Source organism: bacterium (assembly GCA_035295165.1).
GTDB lineage: Bacteria > Sysuimicrobiota > Sysuimicrobiia > Sysuimicrobiales > Segetimicrobiaceae > JAJPIA01.
Genome location: DATGJN010000115.1, coordinates 1 through 19,653 on the forward strand (window position 1 = coordinate 1; position 19,653 = coordinate 19,653).

General features: G+C 64.4%; 18 protein-coding genes, 1 tRNA gene and 2 pseudogenes. 16 read left to right on the top strand and 5 right to left on the bottom strand.

All coding sequences use genetic code 11. The features are described from left to right. Positions 1-176: 176 nt before the first annotated feature. The gene (locus VKZ50_20305) at positions 177-773 is read right to left on the bottom strand and encodes a hypothetical protein (GenBank protein HLJ62073.1); all 597 of its coding nucleotides are present in this window, start codon (positions 771-773) and stop codon (positions 177-179) included. 390 nt (positions 774-1,163) lie between these two features. Between VKZ50_20305 and VKZ50_20310 the strand changes: the two genes are divergently transcribed. The 7 genes from VKZ50_20310 to VKZ50_20340 all read left to right on the top strand — a co-directional run bounded on the left by VKZ50_20310 (position 1,164) and on the right by VKZ50_20340 (position 6,319). Further along, a complete protein-coding gene (locus VKZ50_20310) occupies positions 1,164-2,240 on the top strand; it encodes a VOC family protein (protein HLJ62074.1) in 1,077 nt (358 codons plus the stop codon). A 51-nt stretch (positions 2,241-2,291) separates the two neighbouring features. Further along, the gene (locus VKZ50_20315; GenBank protein ID HLJ62075.1) at positions 2,292-2,906 is read left to right on the top strand and encodes a phospholipase; all 615 of its coding nucleotides are present in this window, start codon (positions 2,292-2,294) and stop codon (positions 2,904-2,906) included. 245 nt (positions 2,907-3,151) lie between these two features. Then, positions 3,152-3,227, top strand: a tRNA-Arg gene (locus VKZ50_20320). A gap of 803 nt (positions 3,228-4,030) precedes the next feature. Next, positions 4,031-4,426: an STAS domain-containing protein gene (locus tag VKZ50_20325; protein HLJ62076.1), complete on the top strand. Its 396-nt coding sequence runs from the start codon at positions 4,031-4,033 to the stop codon at positions 4,424-4,426. Positions 4,427-4,431: 5 nt separating this feature from the next. Further along, a complete protein-coding gene (locus tag VKZ50_20330) occupies positions 4,432-4,680 on the top strand; it encodes a winged helix-turn-helix domain-containing protein (protein ID HLJ62077.1) in 249 nt (82 codons plus the stop codon). A gap of 209 nt (positions 4,681-4,889) precedes the next feature. Beyond that, positions 4,890-5,528 (top strand): anti-sigma factor antagonist, encoded by a 639-nt coding sequence (locus VKZ50_20335; protein HLJ62078.1) that lies wholly within the window; start codon positions 4,890-4,892, stop codon positions 5,526-5,528. A gap of 500 nt (positions 5,529-6,028) precedes the next feature. Continuing rightward, positions 6,029-6,319, top strand: a complete 291-nt coding sequence (locus tag VKZ50_20340) for a hypothetical protein (protein HLJ62079.1) — start codon at positions 6,029-6,031, stop codon at positions 6,317-6,319. A gap of 837 nt (positions 6,320-7,156) precedes the next feature. Here the strand turns inward: VKZ50_20340 and mgtA are convergent. Continuing rightward, a complete protein-coding gene (gene mgtA / locus VKZ50_20345) occupies positions 7,157-9,823 on the bottom strand; it encodes a magnesium-translocating P-type ATPase (protein ID HLJ62080.1) in 2,667 nt (888 codons plus the stop codon). Between the two features lie 187 nt (positions 9,824-10,010). Here mgtA and VKZ50_20350 point away from each other — a divergent pair, with 187 nt between their 5' ends. From VKZ50_20350 to VKZ50_20365, 4 genes are all read left to right on the top strand, one after another. Then, positions 10,011-10,445: a universal stress protein gene (locus VKZ50_20350; protein ID HLJ62081.1), complete on the top strand. Its 435-nt coding sequence runs from the start codon at positions 10,011-10,013 to the stop codon at positions 10,443-10,445. A gap of 827 nt (positions 10,446-11,272) precedes the next feature. After that, complete coding sequence (locus tag VKZ50_20355; GenBank protein ID HLJ62082.1) at positions 11,273-11,956, top strand: class I SAM-dependent methyltransferase; 684 nt, start codon at positions 11,273-11,275, stop codon at positions 11,954-11,956. A 163-nt stretch (positions 11,957-12,119) separates the two neighbouring features. Further along, positions 12,120-12,551 carry an NUDIX domain-containing protein gene (locus VKZ50_20360; protein HLJ62083.1) on the top strand — a complete coding sequence of 144 codons (432 nt, stop codon included), beginning with the start codon at positions 12,120-12,122 and terminating at the stop codon, positions 12,549-12,551. Positions 12,552-12,742: 191 nt separating this feature from the next. Beyond that, entirely contained in the window at positions 12,743-13,150 is a 408-nt protein-coding gene (locus VKZ50_20365) for a DUF1801 domain-containing protein (GenBank protein HLJ62084.1), read from the top strand. A gap of 290 nt (positions 13,151-13,440) precedes the next feature. Here the strand turns inward: VKZ50_20365 and VKZ50_20370 are convergent, their stop codons facing one another. Continuing rightward, a complete protein-coding gene (locus VKZ50_20370; GenBank protein HLJ62085.1) occupies positions 13,441-13,740 on the bottom strand; it encodes a hypothetical protein in 300 nt (99 codons plus the stop codon). 356 nt (positions 13,741-14,096) lie between these two features. On the opposite strand from VKZ50_20370, the gene VKZ50_20375 reads away from it, so the two are divergent. Both VKZ50_20375 and VKZ50_20380 read left to right on the top strand, forming a co-directional pair. Next, entirely contained in the window at positions 14,097-15,137 is a 1,041-nt protein-coding gene (locus VKZ50_20375; GenBank protein HLJ62086.1) for a rod shape-determining protein, read from the top strand. Between the two features lie 384 nt (positions 15,138-15,521). Beyond that, on the top strand, positions 15,522-16,019 hold the full coding sequence (locus VKZ50_20380; protein HLJ62087.1) for an ImmA/IrrE family metallo-endopeptidase: 498 nt from the start codon (positions 15,522-15,524) through the stop codon (positions 16,017-16,019). Between the two features lie 54 nt (positions 16,020-16,073). Here VKZ50_20380 and VKZ50_20385 read toward each other — a convergent pair whose 3' ends face one another. Together VKZ50_20385 and VKZ50_20390 are read right to left on the bottom strand one after the other, a co-directional pair. Next, positions 16,074-17,327: an RNA polymerase sigma factor gene (locus VKZ50_20385; GenBank protein HLJ62088.1), complete on the bottom strand. Its 1,254-nt coding sequence runs from the start codon at positions 17,325-17,327 to the stop codon at positions 16,074-16,076. Positions 17,328-17,343: 16 nt separating this feature from the next. Next, positions 17,344-17,700 carry a YciI family protein gene (locus VKZ50_20390; GenBank protein HLJ62089.1) on the bottom strand — a complete coding sequence of 119 codons (357 nt, stop codon included), beginning with the start codon at positions 17,698-17,700 and terminating at the stop codon, positions 17,344-17,346. A 484-nt stretch (positions 17,701-18,184) separates the two neighbouring features. On the opposite strand from VKZ50_20390, the pseudogene VKZ50_20395 reads away from it, so the two are divergent. The 3 genes and pseudogenes from VKZ50_20395 to VKZ50_20405 all read left to right on the top strand — a co-directional run bounded on the left by VKZ50_20395 (position 18,185) and on the right by VKZ50_20405 (position 19,621). After that, positions 18,185-18,587: pseudogene (locus VKZ50_20395) on the top strand (VOC family protein). 1 nt (position 18,588) lies between these two features. Continuing rightward, positions 18,589-19,076: pseudogene (locus VKZ50_20400) on the top strand (VOC family protein). A gap of 116 nt (positions 19,077-19,192) precedes the next feature. Next, positions 19,193-19,621: a YciI family protein gene (locus VKZ50_20405; protein ID HLJ62090.1), complete on the top strand. Its 429-nt coding sequence runs from the start codon at positions 19,193-19,195 to the stop codon at positions 19,619-19,621. The last annotated feature ends 32 nt before the right edge of the window (positions 19,622-19,653 follow it).

Consider the following 19,653-nt stretch of genomic DNA (forward strand, 5'->3'; position numbering starts at 1 on the left):
GCGTTGCATGAGCATGAGCCGATGATGGCGAACGCTGTCCTCGAGGGTCACGTCCGTCTCCCTCCTTCCGAAACCCGCCAGGTCTCGGTTGGAGTATTCGGAGGTTGGACTGTGACCCTCTTGCTGTCACGGGAGGTACCCCTCCAAGTGTCAACACTACATCCAATCAGTACAGTCTAGTGACCTCGGACGAGCCTCGTCTTGACCTGCTCAAACTCCGCGTCCGTCAACACGCCCTCGTCTCGGACCCGTGCGAGCTCGGCGAGCTGCGCCGCAAGGTCGCCGGGCGGCTCGGGACCCGGCGCGACCTGGGTACCACGTACCTTGTCCACGATGATCGCCGCGACGCGCTGCATGTAGGGCTTCCGCCGTGGGCCGAAGCTGACCCCGTTCTCGTCGTTGTTGAACTTGAACGATGTCGCATCGGCGGGACGCGGCAGTCCGGTGGTGACCACCTTGAGGTGCCCGCCGAGCAACGCGAGCCGCAGGTCCACGGCCGCGATGCGCGAGTACGGGATCGACCGCGCGCGCACGCCGAACAGTCCGGCGCCGGTGACGAACCCGGCTTTGAGGATGAGGACGCGGCGGTCGGTTACGACCAGGGCCTCCCCCGTGGACGTGCGGGCGGCCGTCTCGACGAGCTCGCCGTCCTGAAGGGTGCCCGCAAGCCCCTTGCCGAGATTGCCTGGCAGCGGTTCGACGAGCTCATCCGGCGGGTGCTCGGCGGGCACGGTCGCGGCGCGCTCGGATCCCTGCTGGTCGTCCGCGGACATCGACGCGATGCACCTCGTATGGTCGAAGACGGTCGAGATACAAACGGCGACACACTCTGGCACTGGGGGGCATTCGACGCGACACCAAGGGGTCCTACGATCGGGAAACGACGGCGGCTGCCGTCGGTCCGGAGGTCGAGCGCCGCGCCTTGTTTTGCGAACGCTTCCACGCTATCATGGCCACAACGCGTCCGAGGCACGCTTCCTCTCGGGCCTGCGTTGCTGGGGCTGGCGCGTTGGCCGCAGCGTCCGTGCCGCGGGCGATCCCCGGTCGAGACCGAATCACCGGGTTCACCGAGGGAGCCGCGCTCGGGGCGACCCCGCACACGCAGGACGACGCTCGGCCACCCCGTACCGGCGTCGAGGCACTCACTCGGGGAGGATGCGACGATGAGCATTGAGGGCCTGCACCACATCACGCTCATTTGTTCCGACGCCCAGCGCACCGTGGATTTCTACACCCGGGTGCTCGGGCTCCGCTTCATCAAGAAGACGGTGAATTTCGATGATCCGCGGAGCTACCATCTGTATTTCGGCGATGGACGGGGGCGGCCGGGCTCTGTCGTGACGTTCTTTGTATGGCAGGGAGCCTCCAGGGGGGCTCCGGGGATTGGAGGAACGCATCACTTCGCGCTCACGGTTGCGGACTATGACGGCTTGTTGCGATGGAAGCGGCGGTTGACCGATCTCGGGCTCTCGGTCAAGGGCCCACTCGACCGTCGGTATTTCACATCGATCTATTTCAACGACCCGGACGGAACGATCATTGAGATCGCCACCCTCGGGCCCGGCTGGACCGTGGACGAGGCAGCAGATCGCCTCGGGACCGACCATCGTGACCCACCGGCGGAGCTCATCGCAAGCAACCGGGACGCCGCGCGCATCCTGGCCGAAACCTGGGCCGAGCCCGTGCCCGAGATCACGGCGGACATGGCGCTTCGGCGAGGCATGCATCATATCACCGCGATCGGCACGAACATCGAGCGCACCCACGCGTTCTTTGGCGAACAGCTCGGAATGCGGCGCGTCAAGATGACGGCGAACTTCGACGATCCTCGCTCGGCCCACTGGTACTGGGGAGTCGGAGACGGTCGGCCGGGCACTGTGGTCACCTATTTTGAGCGAGACCCGCGCCTCGAACGACGGGCGCAGATGGGGGCCGGCCAGACTCACCACTTTGCGCTCACCGTCGCCGACGACGCGACCCAAGCCGCGTGGCGCGAGACACTCATCGGGGCGGGGTTGCGTGTCTCGCCCGTAATGGATCGGATTTACTTCAAGAGCATCTACACGAACGACCCAGACGGGCACATCGTCGAGCTCGCGACAGCCGGTCCCGGGTTCGAGGTCGACGAAGCGCCGGCCGATCTGGGGCACCGGCTGACGCTGCCACCATGGCTGGAGGCGAATCGACGGGAGCTCGAGCGGACGCTGGCCCCGCTTACGACCCCTCGATGGGACGGTTGACGAGTGTCGAATTCACCGAGGCGGCCTCAGGACCCTCACCACAGGTCTCCGGTGTTCGCTGCCGGTGAATCACTCAGCGCCGCGCGGGCGGCCATGGTGATGGTGCACGGGCGGGGCGCGACGGCGGAGAGCATCCTCACGCTCGCCGATGCCCTCAACCAGGACGGGTTTGCCTACATGGCGCCGCAGGCAGCCGGGGGGACGTGGTACCCCAACAGTTTCCTCGCCCCCATCGCGAGCAACGAGCCGTGGCTCACCTCGGCGCTGGCGGTGGTGGGGAACGTGTGTGATCGCGTCACCGCATCCGGTCTAACGCCGGAGCGCACGATCCTCTTGGGCTTCTCGCAGGGCGCCTGCCTTGTGCTGGAGTTCGCGGCGCGCCGCGCGCGACGGTACGGCGGGGTCGTTGGGTTGAGCGGTGGACTGATCGGCCCCGACGGCACACCGCGTGACTATCCGGGTTCGCTCGATGGCACCCCGGTGTTTCTCGGGTGCAGCGATGCCGATGCTCACATTCCCAAAGCGCGGGTCCTGCACACTGCCGCCGTCCTTCGGCGACTCGGAGGGAGCGTGGCGGACAGACTCTACCCAGGGATGGGGCACACCGTGAACGAGGATGAGCTCGAGGTTGCTCGCGGAATGATGAGGGCGCTGCGCGTCACGTAGGGGACGTCATCCACGGTTCGTCGTTCAAACACCAGCACGCCGCGCCTCATCTTGCCTCCCACGTGATCGCCTCTTCGACGAAGCGTCGGCGGCGTTGCACTGCCGACGCGGCGGTTCGGGAGTCGTCGCCCTTGGACAAGGGGAGGGTCTGTGGTACATTCTGCTATGGGAACCTGCGGGGTATGTTGACGCCAGGTAAGGAACCTACGCTGGCCCCAGGACCGTTCACTTCGGCGATTTTTTGCGCGCCCGTAGCTCAGGGGATAGAGCGGCTGCCTTCTAAGCAGCGGGTCGGGAGTTCAAATCTCCCCGGGCGCTCCAAACCTTATACAGTAAGCCCTAGCGATGAGGCGAGGGTGATGAGAGAGGCGGAAAAAGCAGCCGGACTCAGTATCGTAGTCAGCCGAAGTCGAATGGCTCCTCCGATTACGCGGCGGCACCGGCTACCACGTGATTCGCACCGTCGTGGAACTCGACGCGGTGTTTGCGGAATCCGCCGCGCCGTCCTCAGTGTCCCTGTACGTGAGAGAAGACCTTCTCGATGAAACGCGGCATCGCTGGGAGGCGATGACACACAAGCGCAAGCACTAGTTCGCGCTGAAGAGATGCGATGACCAGTTATCTGATGGGGCGCCCGCGCCGGACTCCTTGGGCTCGCTTCGCAAACGCCCCGCCAGAGAGATGGATGCGCTTTAGCCGCGCCACCTCCCTGCGCAACGCACTCTCTGCAAAGTCTGATAGCATCAGTCTATCTGGCGGTCCCGACAGCGCAACGACCACGTCTCGCACTTCGTTGATCAGTTCTGCCGAAAGATGAAAGGTCACTCTGACTTTCTGCCCACGGCGCTCATCTGATGGTATGAGTCGCCCGGATGCCGTGACTACTTCCTTGGTGTTCGCCGTACGCTTCCTACCCCGGGCCAAGAAGTATCACCACCCCGACGCCTCTGTTCCGTACATATCCCCAAATCTATAACATAGAGCCCCCTTGACAAAAATCGGGTCACGAAGGTATTCTTTATTTGCTTTATTTGCTTTATTTGCTTTATTTGCTTTACTTGCTTTCGGCTGCACGCCGAAGCGGGTCACCTCGCTAGGGGGGAGAACTCTAGGGGGGGAGGCCGATGAGTCCGGGGCAAGAGGCCACGGGCGACAACAATACAGATGCGCGCAATATCCTCGATTGCCGCCTCGAAGAACGCCACGGCGCAACAGTCGTGCATGTCTCCGGTGAGGCCGACCTGGGCGCACACGATGTCCTGGGTGACGCGTTGGCCGTTGCCTTTGACTTGGGCAAGCCCGTTATCCTACACTTCCACGACTTAACCTACGTCGACAGTAAGGGCATCAGCCTCTTGCTTCGGTGCCAACAACGCGCCGTCACGGCGAGCCTCCGTTTGGTCATCGCGAATCCGTCACGCATCGTGCGTCGCGTTCTGGACACCCTAGAACTCGATGAGGTGCTCCCCGTCTTTTCGAGTGTCGAAGTTGCGTTGCAAGTGGTGGACGGGAGGCGCTGAATACTATGGGGCCGACCAAGGGTGCGCCCGCTGCATCGCCAGAGACAATGACCGTGCATGCCATCGGCGCGGCGGCGGGCAAGATTTGGCACGTTCTGCACCAGCACGGCGGGCACGTTCGTCTGACGAACGTGCGGCGTGAGGTAGCGATGCCCGAATCTCTTGTCTATATGGCTCTAGGTTGGCTCGCGCGAGAAGGAAAGTTGGACCTGCGGCAGCAGGGCCGCGTGATCTACGTCGGACTCAAACCGTAGACGCTTCGAGATCGGAAGAAGGTGCGCGATGGTCCGAATGCTCCTTGAGAACTGGGACCGGTTTGGGAGGAACGCCAGATGGATTGACCCGGACACGGGACAGCGGTACGTGCGCCTCCACATTGGCAATAGCGAGACGTGGGAAGAGGTGGAAATCATCCGGCCTGACCGGCGCGTTGCGTTGCCACCTTCACTCGGGGAGGTGAACCGTGGGCTACGCACTCTATCGTAAGGGACGGATCGTCGAGGAGCATGAGGCCTGTACGCGCTGCAAGGGCGTTGGCGCGGTACGCGGCGGCACCGGCCCGGCGGGAGTGATGCTTTGTCCACAATGCGGCGGCACCGGCATGGAACCCGCCCCGCTGATGGATTCGGCCCTGTGGCCCCAGGAGGATACGATGGCGGTCCGGGCCGATGATCGTCTCGACGGCAAGTCCGACGCGTTCCTTCAATGCCGATACACTCGACGCAACGGGGCGAGCATCGTCCGAGCATCCGGAGAGATCGACCTGAATAACGTTCACCTCGTCGAAGAGATGCTGGGCCGCGCTCTCAGCGATAGCCGGACCGTCGTCGTGGACCTTGCGGAGACCTCCTACATGGACAGCACCGGCCTCAACATGCTAGTGCGGGTACACGAACAGGCGGCGCGGCGTCACACGACGATGGCCGTGGTCGTTACGTCGCGGAGCTTGTCGCGAATTTTCTCAGTCTTGTCCCTGCAAAACGTGTTTCGCATCTTCCAGTCAGTAGATGCGGCGTTGCAGGCATTGTCGCACCCGGCTGGCCCGACGCGTTCATCCCCTCGTGGACCGGAGGCCGACATCTCCATCGGGGGCCGAGACTAGACCTTGTAGCGGTTCGGAGCCTACCCTCCTTTGCGAACGAGGCGAGTCCGCGGCAAGGGGGGGATCGTGACACAGACTAGGGACTACCCCGCATGAAAGGTGCGTTTTGCACGCCTGCGTGCGCCCCTTCGTAACAGGGCCGTACCCCCGGTCTTGTGGAGACTTGCTGACAACACGGGAGTGACAGGACCAGGGAAGAGGCGACACGGTGAATCGGGGCCAAGATCACCTGCCCCTCCGGGTGAACTCACGCCGCGAGCAGGATAGGTTATTCGCCCGATGGCGGAGGAAGAGTCTCGCAGGTTATCATTAATTTTAAGATAAATTTCCGGCAGCTTCAGTATCACCTTCGGGAGACGAAGCGGAGCTGCTCTGCTAGGCAAGGCCGGGCCATCGCGACGCGTACCCGGTGAGTGTAGCGCAGAAACGGGCTGGTTTGGCATGGGAAACGACTTCGCCGGACCGACCCAGATGACGGGCGTGGTTGGTAGGTGATGGCCATGGCTACGTTGGTGCCGCATCAAGTGCTTCGGGAAGTGACATTCACGCTGGACCGGCGGCACGCCGACAATGTTAGGTCGGTTGTGCTCGTTGGATCGTTCAACCGCTGGGACTCGTCGGTGCATCGGTTGCGACGCGACCCCGACGGTGCATGGAGTATCTCCGTGGCCCTCGCGCAGGGGCGATACCGGTACGTTTTTGTCGTCGATGGCATCCCGCGCAACGATCCTACGGAGGATGATCGGGAACTAGCCGACGGAGAATCGTATTCCGTGCGCATTGTCCGGTAATGGAAGACCCGGGGTTTGCATCGGGACGCCGCCATCTCACAAGCCTAAAACCGAAGCCGGGAAGATGGCGGGCGGCTTCGGCAGTATCGCGTTCATCGGTGCCCGCGTTTACTATCTGCAACGTGCAACGCGATCTCGGTCGGGGTAATTGGATTCTTCAAAGCACTGTTGTGGTGTGCAATGGTGATGTACTGGATGCTTGACCTTCTGAAGATGTGACAAGAGAGGCTCCACCAACTGCTAGTGCGGCGGCTGAAACAGCGAACCCGGGAGTCGCGTCGGTCCTGAAGCATGAACTCTAAGACGCCAGAGTGAATGTTGCTGGCCTTGCCGTGCGCGGATACCGACGACTCCGGTATCTAGGCCCCTGCGACTGTAGCATCATTGACCCAAGGCATAGTAGCAAGACGAGGTTTGTGTTTGTGAAGTGTAGCCGCGTCGCGATAAGTGAGTACCAAAGCAAGCTCCTATGCAAGCGTCATAAAGAGGCCTTGCAACGGTGCCGCCCGGCACCCTGCCCGGCGCTCACACTCCGGGCGGCCCTCATGCCGGCCGCGGCTAAGTAATCCGGGCTCCTTCGCGCAGGGCCCTTGAGGCCGCAATGGCTGGGATGATGAACAGTGCTGATCGCTCAACGATCACTCAGCGCCCCGAGAGGTAGTCAGCGTCTTCTGTCTCTTCGTCCGTGGTCGTAAACGGACCCACTTCCTACTTCCCCGGGAAGCGTGTCGCCCGACCGGTAGGGGACAATCGGTCTATCTTACTCCCAGAGGACCGGAAGCAACTGTCCGCGTCGGAGTCATCCCGTCGGCTTGGGCGCCGATACCCTCGCGGCGTTCAGCGAAGGGGGATTATCCCTACGGCCCGATAGGGATGGCGCCAACGTGCCAGCACGCGCCGCACCCGCCGGTGCTCGCGAGGGGGAGCGACCGGTCCGGTCGTGGGGCGTGGCTCGATTGTACGAAAGAACCATGTCTTCGCAGCGTCGACGAGCACGATGTAGACGATCATCAACCCGGCGAGCACGCCGAAAAACGCCGGGGGCAACGGAGCAAACCCTAGTGGCACGCCAATCGGCAGGAACGGCAGGCCGGCGCCGACGATCGCGACCCCGATCGTCGTGACCGCCAGTTGCCAGCTGGGCCGGCTGCGAAGGAACGGCACCCGGCGCGTGCGGAGCGCGAAGATGATCAGCGTCTGCGTGACGAAGGTTTCGACGAAGTACCCGGATCGGAACAGCGTCGGGCCGGCGTGAAACACGAGCAGCATGACGGCGAAGATCAAGTAGTCGAAGAGGGAGTTGATGGGACCGAACACCGACATGAAGCGCCGGATCAGCCGCATGTCCCAATGGGCGGGTCGGCGCAGCTGTTCCTCATCGACGTTATCGGTCGGGATCGTCATCTCACTTCCGTCGTAGAGCAAGTTACCTAGCAACACCTGCGACGGCAGCAGCGGCAGAAACGGCAGGAACAGCGAGCCGCCGGCCGTGCTGAGCATGTTGCCGAAGTTCGAGGACGTCCCCATCACGAGGTACTTGATCGTGTTGGCGAAGATGCGCCGGCCCTCGGCGACGCCGTCGGCGAGCAGCCCGAGATCCTTCGTCACCAGGACGATGTCCGCGGCATCCTTGGCCACGTCCGTCGCGGATTCCACGGAGATCCCGACGTCCGCGTCATGGAGGGCGACCGCGTCGTTGACGCCGTCGCCGAGGAATCCCACGTCGACACCGGTCTTGCGCTGTAGGCGGATGAGCTTCGCCTTCTGCTCGGGGGAGACACGTGCAAAGATGGATGTCGTCGCCAGCGCGGCGGTGAGTTGCAGATCGCTCATCTGCGCCAGCGCCGTCCCGGTCAGGGTTCCGCCAATCGCGATCCCCAGGTCGTCGCAGATCTTTTTGGCGACGAGCTCGTTGTCGCCCGTGACGATCTTGACCGTGATGCCGAGCCGTTGGAGGCGGTCGATCGACGCGGCGGCATCCGTTTTCGGCGGGTCGGCGAACACGAGGAGGCCTGCCGGGGTCAGATCGCGTTCGTCGGCCGGGGTGATCGCTTGGAGCTCAGGAGCCTCGCGGGTCGCGACCGCGACGACGCGCGCACCGGCGGCGAACTGCGCCGTGAGCAGCGCCTCGAGCGCGGGCGGCCGCTCGGCACACCGCGTGAGCACCGACTCCGGCGCGCCCTTCGTAATGAGCCGGCGACGGGTCCCGTCGTCCACCAACACGGACATAAGGCGGCGCTCGTAGTCGAACGGTGCGTCGGCGATGCGCCGCCACCGGCCGAAGTCCAGATCCCGGGCCGCCGGTGACGCCCAGAGCGCCGCGTCGAGCACGCTGGTCGCGCCACCCGCCACGACGCCATCCCCGGCCGCGGACGCGGTGGAGCAGAGCAACCCCAGCCGCAGCACTTCGGGGGACGGAGCGCCGCTGGGGTCGAGGGCCGCCGCGAATGTCGTGTGGCCCTCGGTCAGGGTCCCCGTCTTGTCGGTGAACAGTACCACCATATTGCCGAGATCCTCGATGCTCACGAGGCGCTTGACGAGGACCGAGCGCGCAGCCATGCGGCGCGCCCCGGTCGCCAGGCTCACGGTGACGATCGCCGGCAGCAGTTGGGGCGTCAGACTGACCGCGATGGCCAACGCAAACAGGATTGACTCGACCACCGAATGATGCACGAGCGCGTTGACGACGAAAACGACGCTTGTCACGACCGTGGTGATCCAAACCAACAATCCCGAGAAGGTACGCAAGCCGTGTTGAAACGCAGTCTCCGGCACCTGCTCGCCGAGGCGCGTCGCAATCTGGCCGAGCTGGGTCGCGGGTCCGGTCCGCACCACGACGCCGCGGCCGGTCCCGGCACGGATCACCGTTCCCATCAGCGCGCACGATGACGGACTGAACGATGCACCAACCGCGGCGGCTGTCGCCGTCTTTTCGACCGGCCCCGACTCACCCGTCAGCACCGCCTCATCGCACTCCAAGACCTGCGTGTCGAGCAATCGCAGGTCCGCAGGAACGATGTCACCGACGTCGAGCACGACGACGTCACCCGGGACCAGCATCCTCACATCGAGGGCGGTCAGGCGGCCGTCACGCCAGGTTCGCGCCGTGTGGAGCACCCGTGCGTGGAGATCTGCGATCGCCCGAACGGATCGGTACTCGCTGACAAACCCGAGCCCCACGCTCAGAACGACGATCCCCAGGATGATGAGCGCATCAGTCTGGTCCTTGAGAACCAGTGAGGTTACGGCGGTCGCAGCGAGCAGCAGCAAGAAGGGGTTCTTCAGCTGGCTGCCCAGCACGCCGAGAGGCCCGACGACGTGGCCGCGCAGAGCGTTCGGGCCAACCAGCGCCAGCCGGCGCACGGCCTCGCTCGATGTCAGACCGATTCGCGCCGTACTCAGGCCTGCGAGAACGTCCTCGGCCGGGAGGCGGGCCACCGCGGCAAGGTCAGGGCTCCCCCCGCTGGGCGACCAGTCCGCGGATATCTTCCCGACGGTCGGCATCACCCTAGATGTTGCTCCTCATCAGGGTGGTTGTCCAGTGTAGTGGTCTGACAGGTACCAAGGTCAGAGGCGTAAAGGGTGATCGACGTTCGGATGGGGAAAAGGGGTAGCCGATCCGAGTTCCGTGGACCGCCGCCGGCGCCGCCGTCTGATGCGCCCGCAGCGGGATACAAGGAGGAGGAGACCTATGAAACTTGTCGTCGCAACGGACGGCTCGCCGCACGCGATTCTTGCCGCCGCATACGCTGTCCGCCTCGCGCGGGAGATCCGGAAGGCTGAGATCACGATCGTCAACGTAGGGCACATCCCGACGGTCGCGCTGGGCGGCCCTGGGACCGGTGCGATGGTGAACTTCGGGGAGCTGGAGCAGGCGCTCGAGCAGGCCGGCCAGGCCATCCTGGAGCAGACGAAGCGGCAGTTCGAAAGCGGCAACGCACCGGTCGCCGCCGTGTACCGCACGGGCGACCCGGCGGCTGAGATTATCAAAGTCGCGCAAGAGACCAAGGCCGATCTGATCATCATCGGTAGCCGCGGGCTCGGCCAGATCGGCGGGCTCATCCTCGGGAGCGTCAGCGAGCGCGTCTTGCACGCGGCGCCCGTGCCCGTCTTGGTCGTGCGGTGACGCGGTGCCAGGCGCGTCCCTCGCTGGGAGCTGCTCAGCCGGTTGCAGGCGCAGGGCAGTCAATGGCCCCGGGGAGGATCAGGCGCCCGCCTGATAGCCTGGCATGGCGCTCACAGTTATCTTGGCGGTGTATCGCGCATTCGTATCGTGGTTGGGGCTGCGGTCCACTGATGTTTTGGGGGGTGGGTGAAGTGGCCACGAACGTGACGCAGCGGCAGGAGTCGCTTCGCCGACGCCTGCGACAAGCGCGAGCGCGCTTGCAAACGGATCTCCGATTCGCCGTCGAGGCGTCGAGCGATTGGGGACAGACAGCTCGCAACGAGCCAGAACGCGAAGAGAATGGGGCGCTGTCGTACGAGCGTGACACCAGCCTGGCAGTGGCCAGTCAGGTCCGAGGTGAGTTGGCAGATATCGAGGCGGCGCTGGCGCGCTTAGACGCCGGTACCTTTGGCATCTGCGAGCGGTGCAGGCGCCCGATCGAGGCAGAGCGGCTGCAGGCAATACCGGAGGCCCTCTACTGCTTGCCGTGCGCTCGCGACCTCGCGTTGTTCCTTCGTGTTGGCCGACGCCGCTAGCACCGCACCGGCAGGCGTTGGACGGGGCGAGGGATGGGTCCCGGGTGCCGGCGACAGCGAGTATCTGGTAGCTGGGGGAGTTCCTCCGATGGCGAAGCGGAAGCGACGGGTAGAGTGCACCATCGAGCCACAGAGCCGACCGGGTTCGACAGATGACATAGCGGCGTGCCGCAACATCTGCCGCACCAGGTCAAGGTTGCCCGTGCCGTGTGTAGACTAAACGATCCGGGATATGTTCGCGAGGAGTATCGCGTGGAGACGGGGCTCGCCGCGCGCGCGGCGATCTACCGCTATGTCGAGCCGGGCGCATTGGACCCGCGTCGGGTTGCTTTTCACGCCGTGACCGCCGTCGCGCCACAGCGAGTCCTCGACGTAGGTTGCGGTACCGGCGAGTTCGCGGGCTGGCTCGCGCACGAGACTTCCAGCAACGTGGTCGGGCTCGACCTCTCCGAACGGATGGTCGAACTTACACGGCAGCGGGACGTCGATGCGGTGGTAGGCGACGTGCAGTATCTACCGTTCCACAACGGCGCGTTCGACTGTGTGACCGCGTTGTGGATGCTCTTCCATGTGCCCGATCTGAATCGCGCCCTTGTTGAGATCGCACGCGCGCTGCGGCCAGGCGGTTCGTTGGTGGCCGTCACGAACGGAGTAGAACATCTCCACGAACTATTCCGTCTCCTCGACGTGGAACCCGGCGAACCGCCATTCAGTCGCGAGAATGGGGAGAGAGCGCTAAGGCAGTATTTCTCGCGTGTCGAACGGCGCGACATCAACGATTGGCTCATCTTCCCGGACCGCGAGTCGGTGATGGCCTACACTGGCGCATCACTGAGACTGCGTCACATCGCGTATAAGATGCCAGCGGACTTGCCGCTGCCATTTCGGGCTCGGCGCGCCGTCTCGATCTTCACTGCGGAGACCTCGCCTGCCTAGGCGCGCGGATTTGGAGCGCTGCGGCGACTTGATCTTCCAGTTCTTCGCCCCATTTGCACGAGAGGTAGCGGCGGGTGCGCGATGCTACGTCTGTCTTGTGAGAAGATCGCAGTGGACTACGTTCACGTTGTGCCGATGATGCGGTTACGTGGATGAGCGGAGTATGCGTGCCGACGTGAGAATGACCTGCATCATGCGCCAAGAAGTACAGGTACTCTTTTACCGATGCGGTGCCGACGGGTACGACGTGTTGGCGTTTCGTCGCGCGCCTCGTCACGGAGGATATTGGCATACTGTGGCGGGTGTCGTTGAGCACGGCGAAACGGCGGTGCAAGCGGCGATTCGAGAAGTGCGGGAAGAGACGGGACTTGATGCACATGGCGGGCTTGTCGCCCTTGAGCACAGGTACGAATACCCTGTGGAGTCGGTGTTCGTGGAATCCTTCGCGATCGAAGTGCCGTGGGAGTGGAAGCCGTACCTGAATGAAGAACCCGATGCCTATGAATGGTGGCAGGTTGAAGGAGCCGGGCGTGGGTTGTATTGGGAAGGAACTCGGGAGGCCGTCGAGGTCCTGTTACGTTGCCTGAAATCATAGGCTCGGGTATACTGACCCTCCGCTAGAAGCCCGTCAGAGCCCCTGGATTGCCCCGTACGGCTGGTGTGTGAACCGATTCCACCGAGGAGGGGGCAGGCGACAAACGGGATATCTCAGTGGTTTGGCAACAAGGTCGATTTCAGGCCGGTTCGTTCGACTAGGTAGTGAAGTCGAGCGAAAGGAGTGAAACGATGCGCACCAAGCGAGAGCACGTTGCCACGACCGAGTTCAAGTCCGTGAACAAGTACATTGCGGCGCAACCCGAGGCCGTGCGGGCCATACTCAGGCGCGTGCGGAGCACAATCCGTACGGCCGTGCCGGGAGCCGAGGAAGTGATCTTGTACAAAATCCCCGCGTACAAACTGCACAGTGACCCGGTGCTCTATTTCGCTGCGTGGAAGCGGCACTACTCACTCTACCCCGCGAGCGCGAGGGTCGTCGCGGTGTTCAAGGACGAGCTTGCATCGTACGAGGTCAACAAGGGCACAATCCGCTTCTTGTTCTCCCAGCCTGTGCCCGTGAAGTTGATCGGACGCATCGCGAAGTTCCGCGCGAAGGAAGTCGCGGAGCGCAAGAAAGCCAAGGCGGCGTTCAAATGAGCAATTCGCGGCACGACCGCGAACAAGCGAATGCGACCCCGAGCGTATGGCCAACGAGCGTAACGAAACCGGCGCAGCGCGCGCTTGCGGACGTGGGCTATTGGCGCCCATAGCAACGCGCTCAGGCGACCGAGGTCGGCCCCCGCCCTCTATGGGATGGAATCGAATGCGCTCACAAGTTTGCGCGCCGCGCTCAACGCGGCGCGACGAGGAGTCGAGGGAACGTGATTTGGTCGCGCCGCGCGCGAGGTGCGTCTCGCGCGAGCCGCCGAGGCGGCCCGATCCCGGCATCACACCTTGTGCAAGCGGAGCGGTTTGGTTTTCTCTCTCGCAATGATCGCTTTCGCCTCCAGATCCAGTTGCACGGTCTTCATCCACCAGCCGGCCTTCGCGCCTTCCGGAAAGAGCGCCTCGGGTAGATGGGCCATCACTCGTTCTTGAATCTCAGCGACCGTTAGCCCTGGCCTTGCCTTCGGCAGAATCTTCAGGATGGCCCGTTTCATCGCTTCGTGCGCGGCCGCGTCGCCGCGCGTGACGCGCCCGGGATGGTTCACATTTTCTATCTCGACCTGCGCACTCTTGTTCGCCATGTCGCTTCTCCTCTTCACGTCTTAGTGCATAGTCGAACGCAGTCGCCGGAGATCGACACATTCCAGGTTGGGGCTTCTGGCCATGCGATGCCGTGCCGGCGTTTCATGCAGCGACACCAATGCGGATGGCCTCCGGTGTAGGCGAAAGGGACTGACGAGACATTCGTGTTCTCCTGAGACCCCCTAAGCCTCGCGGGAACGCCACGCATGGGCAGCCCCCCGCGCGCCGCGGCCCTCGCTCGCCGGGCATGGGGGATGGCGCGTCAGCGGGTCGAATATGGGGTACCGGGGGTGTCTGGGAGGAACGACCAGTGTCTACGCAAGGGAAACCCCGACTCCATGCACCTACGCGCGTGATGGCCACCGTCCGGGGGGTTCTCGCGCGTCTGACCCGGGAATTGGGCATCGATCTCGGCACCGCCAACACCCTCGTCTACCTGCGTGGAGAAGGTATCGTCGTGCGCGAGCCGTCCGTGATCGCGCACCGTACGGACCGCCGGGGCGTGCTGGCCGTCGGGGACGAGGCGAAGCGGATGATCGGCCGCACGCCGGCTGAGATCGTCGCGACGCGGCCGCTCAGGCACGGCGTCATCGCCGATTTCGAGATCACCGCCTCCATGCTCTCGTACTTCATCCGGCGTGGGCTCACGGGGCGGTCATCCCGACGGCCTCGAGTGATCGTCGGCGTCCCTCACGGGGTGACGGAGGTCGAGAAGCGTGCCGTGCTCGACGCGACCCTACACGCCGGCGCGCGGGAAGCGTACCTGATCGAGCAACCGCTCGCGGCGGCGATCGGAGCGGGCGCGCCGATCTCAGACCCGGTTGGGAGCATGATCGTGGACATTGGCGGCGGAACGACCGAGGTCGCGACCATCGCCCTTGGCGGGATCGTCACCGCCCGCAGCATCCGCGTGGCGGGTGATGAGATGGACGAGGCAATCATTCAGTACGTCCGACGGGCGTACAATCTCCTGATTGGCGAGCGCACGGCAGAGGAGATCAAGATCGCGATTGGGTCCGCCTACCCCGAGCACGAGGAGCAGACGATTAAGGCGCGGGGGCGCGATCTCGTGTCGGGGTTACCGCGGACGCTTGTACTCACGAGCGGGGAGATCCGCGACGCGATCGCGCAGCCGGTGCAAACGATCCTCGAGACCGTTCGTACGACGCTGGAGCGAACCCCGCCCGAGCTTGCCGCCGACATCATGGAACGCGGGGTGTTGCTCACCGGCGGCGGTTCGCTCCTCCGCGGCCTTGCCACGTTGCTCGCCGACCATCTGGAGATCCCCGTCCGGCCGACGCGCGATCCGCTGAGCGACGTGGTCGTCGGGACCGGCAAGGCGCTCGAACAGATGGAGACGCTCCGAAGGGTGCTCGTGACGAGCAAAGAGCTCTGACATGGGCGGCCCGGCGGTCGCCCTCTTTCGCACTCGGCCTTGCCTTGACGGGGTCTTGCGTGCGGGGCTGCGTCAAGAAGGTTTACGCTCACGCGCATCGGAGGGAGTTCCTCGGCATCATCGGCCTCGCGCGCCCAGCAGGGACGCGCCGTGGCGATCAGGAATGCGACAGAGGACGTCATTCGACCACACACCGAAGCTCGGGCGGAGTCGCATGCTCCCCCAATCGACGCTGACTGGATGCCAACGTTCTTGGCCGTCAGGGACATCGTCGTGGCGGGGAGGGTTTGCGTGCACACGTCTACGGCACCAGGAAGGCCTCGGTATGTGCTTGCCCGCAATCGTGCCGGCGTGTTGCTGGCGCTCACCGGGCGGCGCCCGCCCGTGAACATCGCCGCGTTGATCGAGCGCACTGGCATCGCGGTCGTCGACCGAGTGCTACCCGACGGCGTCCGAGGCACGATCGGCGACATCGCGGGCCGGCGCGCCATCATTCTGAATCGGCACTGGCGCTTCGCTTCGGAGAACGAGAGGCGGTGGGTGCTGGCGGAGGAGCTCGGCCACATCCTCCTCGAGCATCAGCTCGTCGCAAGTACCCAGCCCGGAGTGCCCGAGCCCGGGCTCTTTGAAGCACGTCGTCTCATTGATGAACGAGAAGCTCGGGCCTTTGCCGCCGAGCTGCTGATGCCGCTGGTCGAGGTGCGCGCCCGCTGGTGCGCGGCCGTGAACCGGCGGTTCGGGCCATCGAGAGAGGCATCCACCGACGACCTTGTTCGCGCCCTGGCCCAGGAATTTGGGGTGACGCCGGGCGCGATGCGAATCCGGCTTCAAGAGTTGCGCCTCGTCGGGCGTGCGGCGTCAGTCATGCCTTCCGGACGCTGACGCGATGCGCTCAACACCCGATGCAGGCCCGCGGTGACGGCAGCGCTGGCCGCTTCAGGCTGGTAGCGCGCCCAACCGTCGCTCGAGAAACCGTCGCTCCTGCTCCTGCCGCGCGAGGCCGAGGGCCCGCGTGTAGGAGACACGGGCTTCCGCGGTTCTCCCCAGTCGCCGGCACAGGTCCGCCCGCGCCGAGTGCGCCAGATGGTAGTCTTCCAGGTCCCCACGCGCGAGGATGGCGTCAATGAGCGCCAGCCCCGCCGCCGGGCCGTCGCGCATCGCCACCGCCACAGCGCGATTGAGTTCGACGACAGGCGACGGTTCCGACCGCATCAGGACGTCGTACAGTCCGACGATCTGGGCCCAGTCCGTTGCGCCGGCGGTGGGCGCCGAGGCGTGCACTGCGGCGATCGCCGCTTGGAGCGTGTAGGGGCCGATCCGACGCGACGACAGCGCTCGTTCCACCAGTGCCGATCCCTCCGCGATCTGGTCGCGGTTCCACAGCGAGCGGTCCTGGTCGTCCAGCAGGACCAACTCGCCGGCCGGGGACGTGCGCGCCGCGCGCCGCGATTCTTGCAGCAACATCAGCGCCAGGAGTCCCAGCGCCTCGGGCTCTGACAGCAACTCGATGAGCAGCCGCCCCAGGCGGATCGCCTCGCCGGACAGATCGGCCCGTGTCAGGGAGGTGCCCGATGACGCGGCATACCCTTCGTTGAACACCAGGTAGACCACGCGGAGCACCGTATCCAGCCGGTCCGCAAGATCGGCCCGCGACGGCACGCGATACGGAATGCGCGCGTCGCGGATCTTCCGCTTCGCGCGCACGATCCGCTGAGCCACCGTGGGCGCCGCGGTGAGGAAGGCACGCGCGATCTCCTCGGTTGTGAGGCCGCATACCTCGCGTAAGGTCAGCGCCACCTGAGCGTCGGGCGGCAAGGCGGGGTGGCAGCAGGTGAAGACCAGCCGCAGCCGGTCGTCCTCGATGCCCTCGGTGTTCCCTTCCGCGGCATCACTGGTGTTGGCATCGAGTTGCTCGGCGAGTTCTGCCAGGGACGCGTCGAACCGGGCGCGCCGGCGCATGGTGTCGATGGCCTTGAAGCGACCGGTCGACACGAGCCAGGCCCGAGGGTTGCCAGGCACGCCATCCCGCGGCCATTGCTCAATCGCCGCGGCGAAGGCGTCGTGCAGCGCCTCCTCCGCGAGGTCGAAGTCGCCGAGCAGGCGAATCAGGGTGGCCAGGACGCGGCGCGACTCGGAACGGTAGGCGGCGTCCACCGCGTCGCGCACCTGTTGCCCGGTGTTGTCGCTCATCAGCGTCGGGCCTCTCTTACTGGTGCTCGGGCTCCCGGATCGGCCGCACTTCGATGCTCCCGAGACGCGCTCCTGGGTTCTTCGCGGCCACCTGGATGGCCTCGTTCAGGTCCTTCGCGTTGATCAGGTAGAATCCGCCTAACTGCTCCTTGGTCTCGGCGAAGGGACCGTCGGTCGTGGATAGCGTGCCGCTGCGGACCCGCACGATCGTGGCCGCCCGAGCGGATTGGAGGGCCTCCGCGAGAACAAAGTAGCCTCTCTTCCTGAGCTCCCCCTCGTAGGCGAGGACTTCGCTTTCCAACGTGTCCCACTCGCTCTTGGACATTGCGCCGAGTTTCGTCTCCTCAGTATAGATCAGGCATAGGTACCTCATTGGTTCCTCCTCAATGGTGACGGGCCCGACCCACCCAAGAGGTAGTCGACGGCGGAGGCCCAGAATCGACAAGGGGCGTATCTGTAACGAACATTCAGGCGTCTTCGCCGCCCGGTCCGGCCAAAGGCCCAGGCGGCCCCACACGCGATCAGCGCGCGGCAACGCCACTCGGCGAAACGCGTCCGGCCTGACCGAAGGTCAACGGGGGTGGCGTCACGTGCCGGCGGGACGACAGGGTGGGGCTCCCGTTCGCGCCGGCGCCGTCGCTTCCGCACCCCTGGACGCCGGTCCCGACTTCTTGTTCGCCGGCCATGTCGATGTCGGGCCACTCCGTTCGACTAGATAGCGAGACGGGGAACACCGATCTCCCGCGCACGGCGAACGGCGGGCGACGACCGAGACCGACACGGAGGCGACGCGAGGGGGTCGAACGCTCTCGCGCGAACCGGACTTCTCAGTCACGACGTGGCAAAGGAGGCGCACCGTGCAACTGAATCCTTACCTGTTGTTCAGCGGCCAATGCGAGGCGGCATTCAAGTTCTATGAACGATGTCTGGGCGGCAAGATCGTCGCGATGATGACCCATGAAGGTACGCCGGCGGCGGAACATGTGCCGGCTGAGTGGCGCAAGACGATCCTGCACGGCCGCCTCGTTGTGGGCGACGGGGTGTTGATGGGGTCTGACGCTCCGCCTGATCGCTATGAGGTACCCAAAGGCTTCTCCGTCTCCCTGCAGATCAACGACCCGGCAGATGCCGAACGCGTATTTCACGCGTTCGGCGGAGAACGGGACGGTGCGGATGCCGATCCAAAAGACATTTTGGGCCGCCCGTTTCGGCATGCTTGTCGACCAATTCGACATCCCGTGGATGGTGAACTGTGAGTAGGCTGACGCACAACTCCACGCAAAAGATCACGCCGGTCTTGTGGTTCGACGGCAACGCGGAGGAGGCGGCGACTTTCTACGTTTCGATCTTTCAGAATTCAAAGGTGCTGAGCGTCACTCGATATGGCGAGGCGGGGCCGGGGCCGAAGGGAACCGTCATGATCGCGGTCTTCCAACTCGATGGGCAAAGATTCTTTGCCCTCAACGGCGGCCCCCAGTTCACCTTTTCGCCGGCTATCTCGTTCCTGGTGAACTGTGAGACGCAGGAAGAAGTCGATGAATTGTGGGAGAAGCTGTCTGAAGGCGGGGAAAAGAATCAACGCGGCTGGCTAAAAGACAAATATGGGCTGTCATGGCAAATCGTTCCCTCGATCCTTGGCAAGCTGATGCAAGACAACGACGCCGAGAAATCCAAACGCGTCATGAAGGCCATGCGCAAATGGACAAACTTGACATACAGCGCCTCAAGCAGGCTTACGATCACGGATAGCTCGGCCGCACGGGTCGTCTGATCTCGCGTGGTTGCGGTACGGGATCGCGGGGTTCGCGCCGATCGAGGGTCGGACGCGCCGCTCCGAACCCGGAACTCACAAGGAGGTATGACGAATGCGGTTCATGATGCTGATGATCCCGAAGGGGTACGAGAAGGCCGAGCCGGGTGCCACGCCCGACGCCAAGGCTGTGGCGGTCATGATGAAGTACAACGAATCTCTCCAGAAGGCCGGGGTGCTGCTCGCGCTCGATGGGCTCCATCCCCCGTCGGCGGGTGCGCGCGTCTCGTTCTCGGGCGGGAAGCCGATCGTCACCGACGGGCCCTTCACCGAGACGAAAGAGGCACTCGGCGGATACTGGATGATTCAAGTGAAGTCGAAGCAAGAGGCGATCGAATGGGCATCGCGGTGCCCCGCGTCGAACAACGAGGTCATCGAGGTTCGTCAGGTATTCGAGATGTCCGACTTCCCTGCCGATGTCCAGCAGGCCGCCGCCACGTTTCCCGAGGTGCAGGCACGCTCCGAACAGCGCAGAGGATCGTAATACCGAAGTCGCGCACCTCCGCGGCGGCGGAG

Bases quoted from the DNA above. Each gene is read 5' to 3' on its own strand.
- VKZ50_20310 (HLJ62074.1), top strand. From the start codon at position 1,164: ATGAGCATTGAGGGCCTGCACCACATCACGCTCATTTGTTCCGACGCC.
- VKZ50_20370 (HLJ62085.1), bottom strand. From the start codon at position 13,740: ATGGCGAACAAGAGTGCGCAGGTCGAGATAGAAAATGTGAACCATCCC.
- VKZ50_20365 (HLJ62084.1), top strand. From the start codon at position 12,743: ATGCGCACCAAGCGAGAGCACGTTGCCACGACCGAGTTCAAGTCCGTG.
- VKZ50_20390 (HLJ62089.1), bottom strand. From the start codon at position 17,700: ATGAGGTACCTATGCCTGATCTATACTGAGGAGACGAAACTCGGCGCA.
- VKZ50_20360 (HLJ62083.1), top strand. From the start codon at position 12,120: ATGCGTGCCGACGTGAGAATGACCTGCATCATGCGCCAAGAAGTACAG.
- VKZ50_20330 (HLJ62077.1), top strand. From the start codon at position 4,432: ATGGGGCCGACCAAGGGTGCGCCCGCTGCATCGCCAGAGACAATGACC.
- VKZ50_20325 (HLJ62076.1), top strand. From the start codon at position 4,031: ATGAGTCCGGGGCAAGAGGCCACGGGCGACAACAATACAGATGCGCGC.
- VKZ50_20385 (HLJ62088.1), bottom strand. From the start codon at position 17,327: ATGAGCGACAACACCGGGCAACAGGTGCGCGACGCGGTGGACGCCGCC.
- mgtA (HLJ62080.1), bottom strand. From the start codon at position 9,823: ATGCCGACCGTCGGGAAGATATCCGCGGACTGGTCGCCCAGCGGGGGG.
- VKZ50_20350 (HLJ62081.1), top strand. From the start codon at position 10,011: ATGAAACTTGTCGTCGCAACGGACGGCTCGCCGCACGCGATTCTTGCC.
- VKZ50_20305 (HLJ62073.1), bottom strand. From the start codon at position 773: ATGTCCGCGGACGACCAGCAGGGATCCGAGCGCGCCGCGACCGTGCCC.
- VKZ50_20340 (HLJ62079.1), top strand. From the start codon at position 6,029: ATGGCTACGTTGGTGCCGCATCAAGTGCTTCGGGAAGTGACATTCACG.
- VKZ50_20375 (HLJ62086.1), top strand. From the start codon at position 14,097: ATGGCCACCGTCCGGGGGGTTCTCGCGCGTCTGACCCGGGAATTGGGC.
- VKZ50_20405 (HLJ62090.1), top strand. From the start codon at position 19,193: ATGCGGTTCATGATGCTGATGATCCCGAAGGGGTACGAGAAGGCCGAG.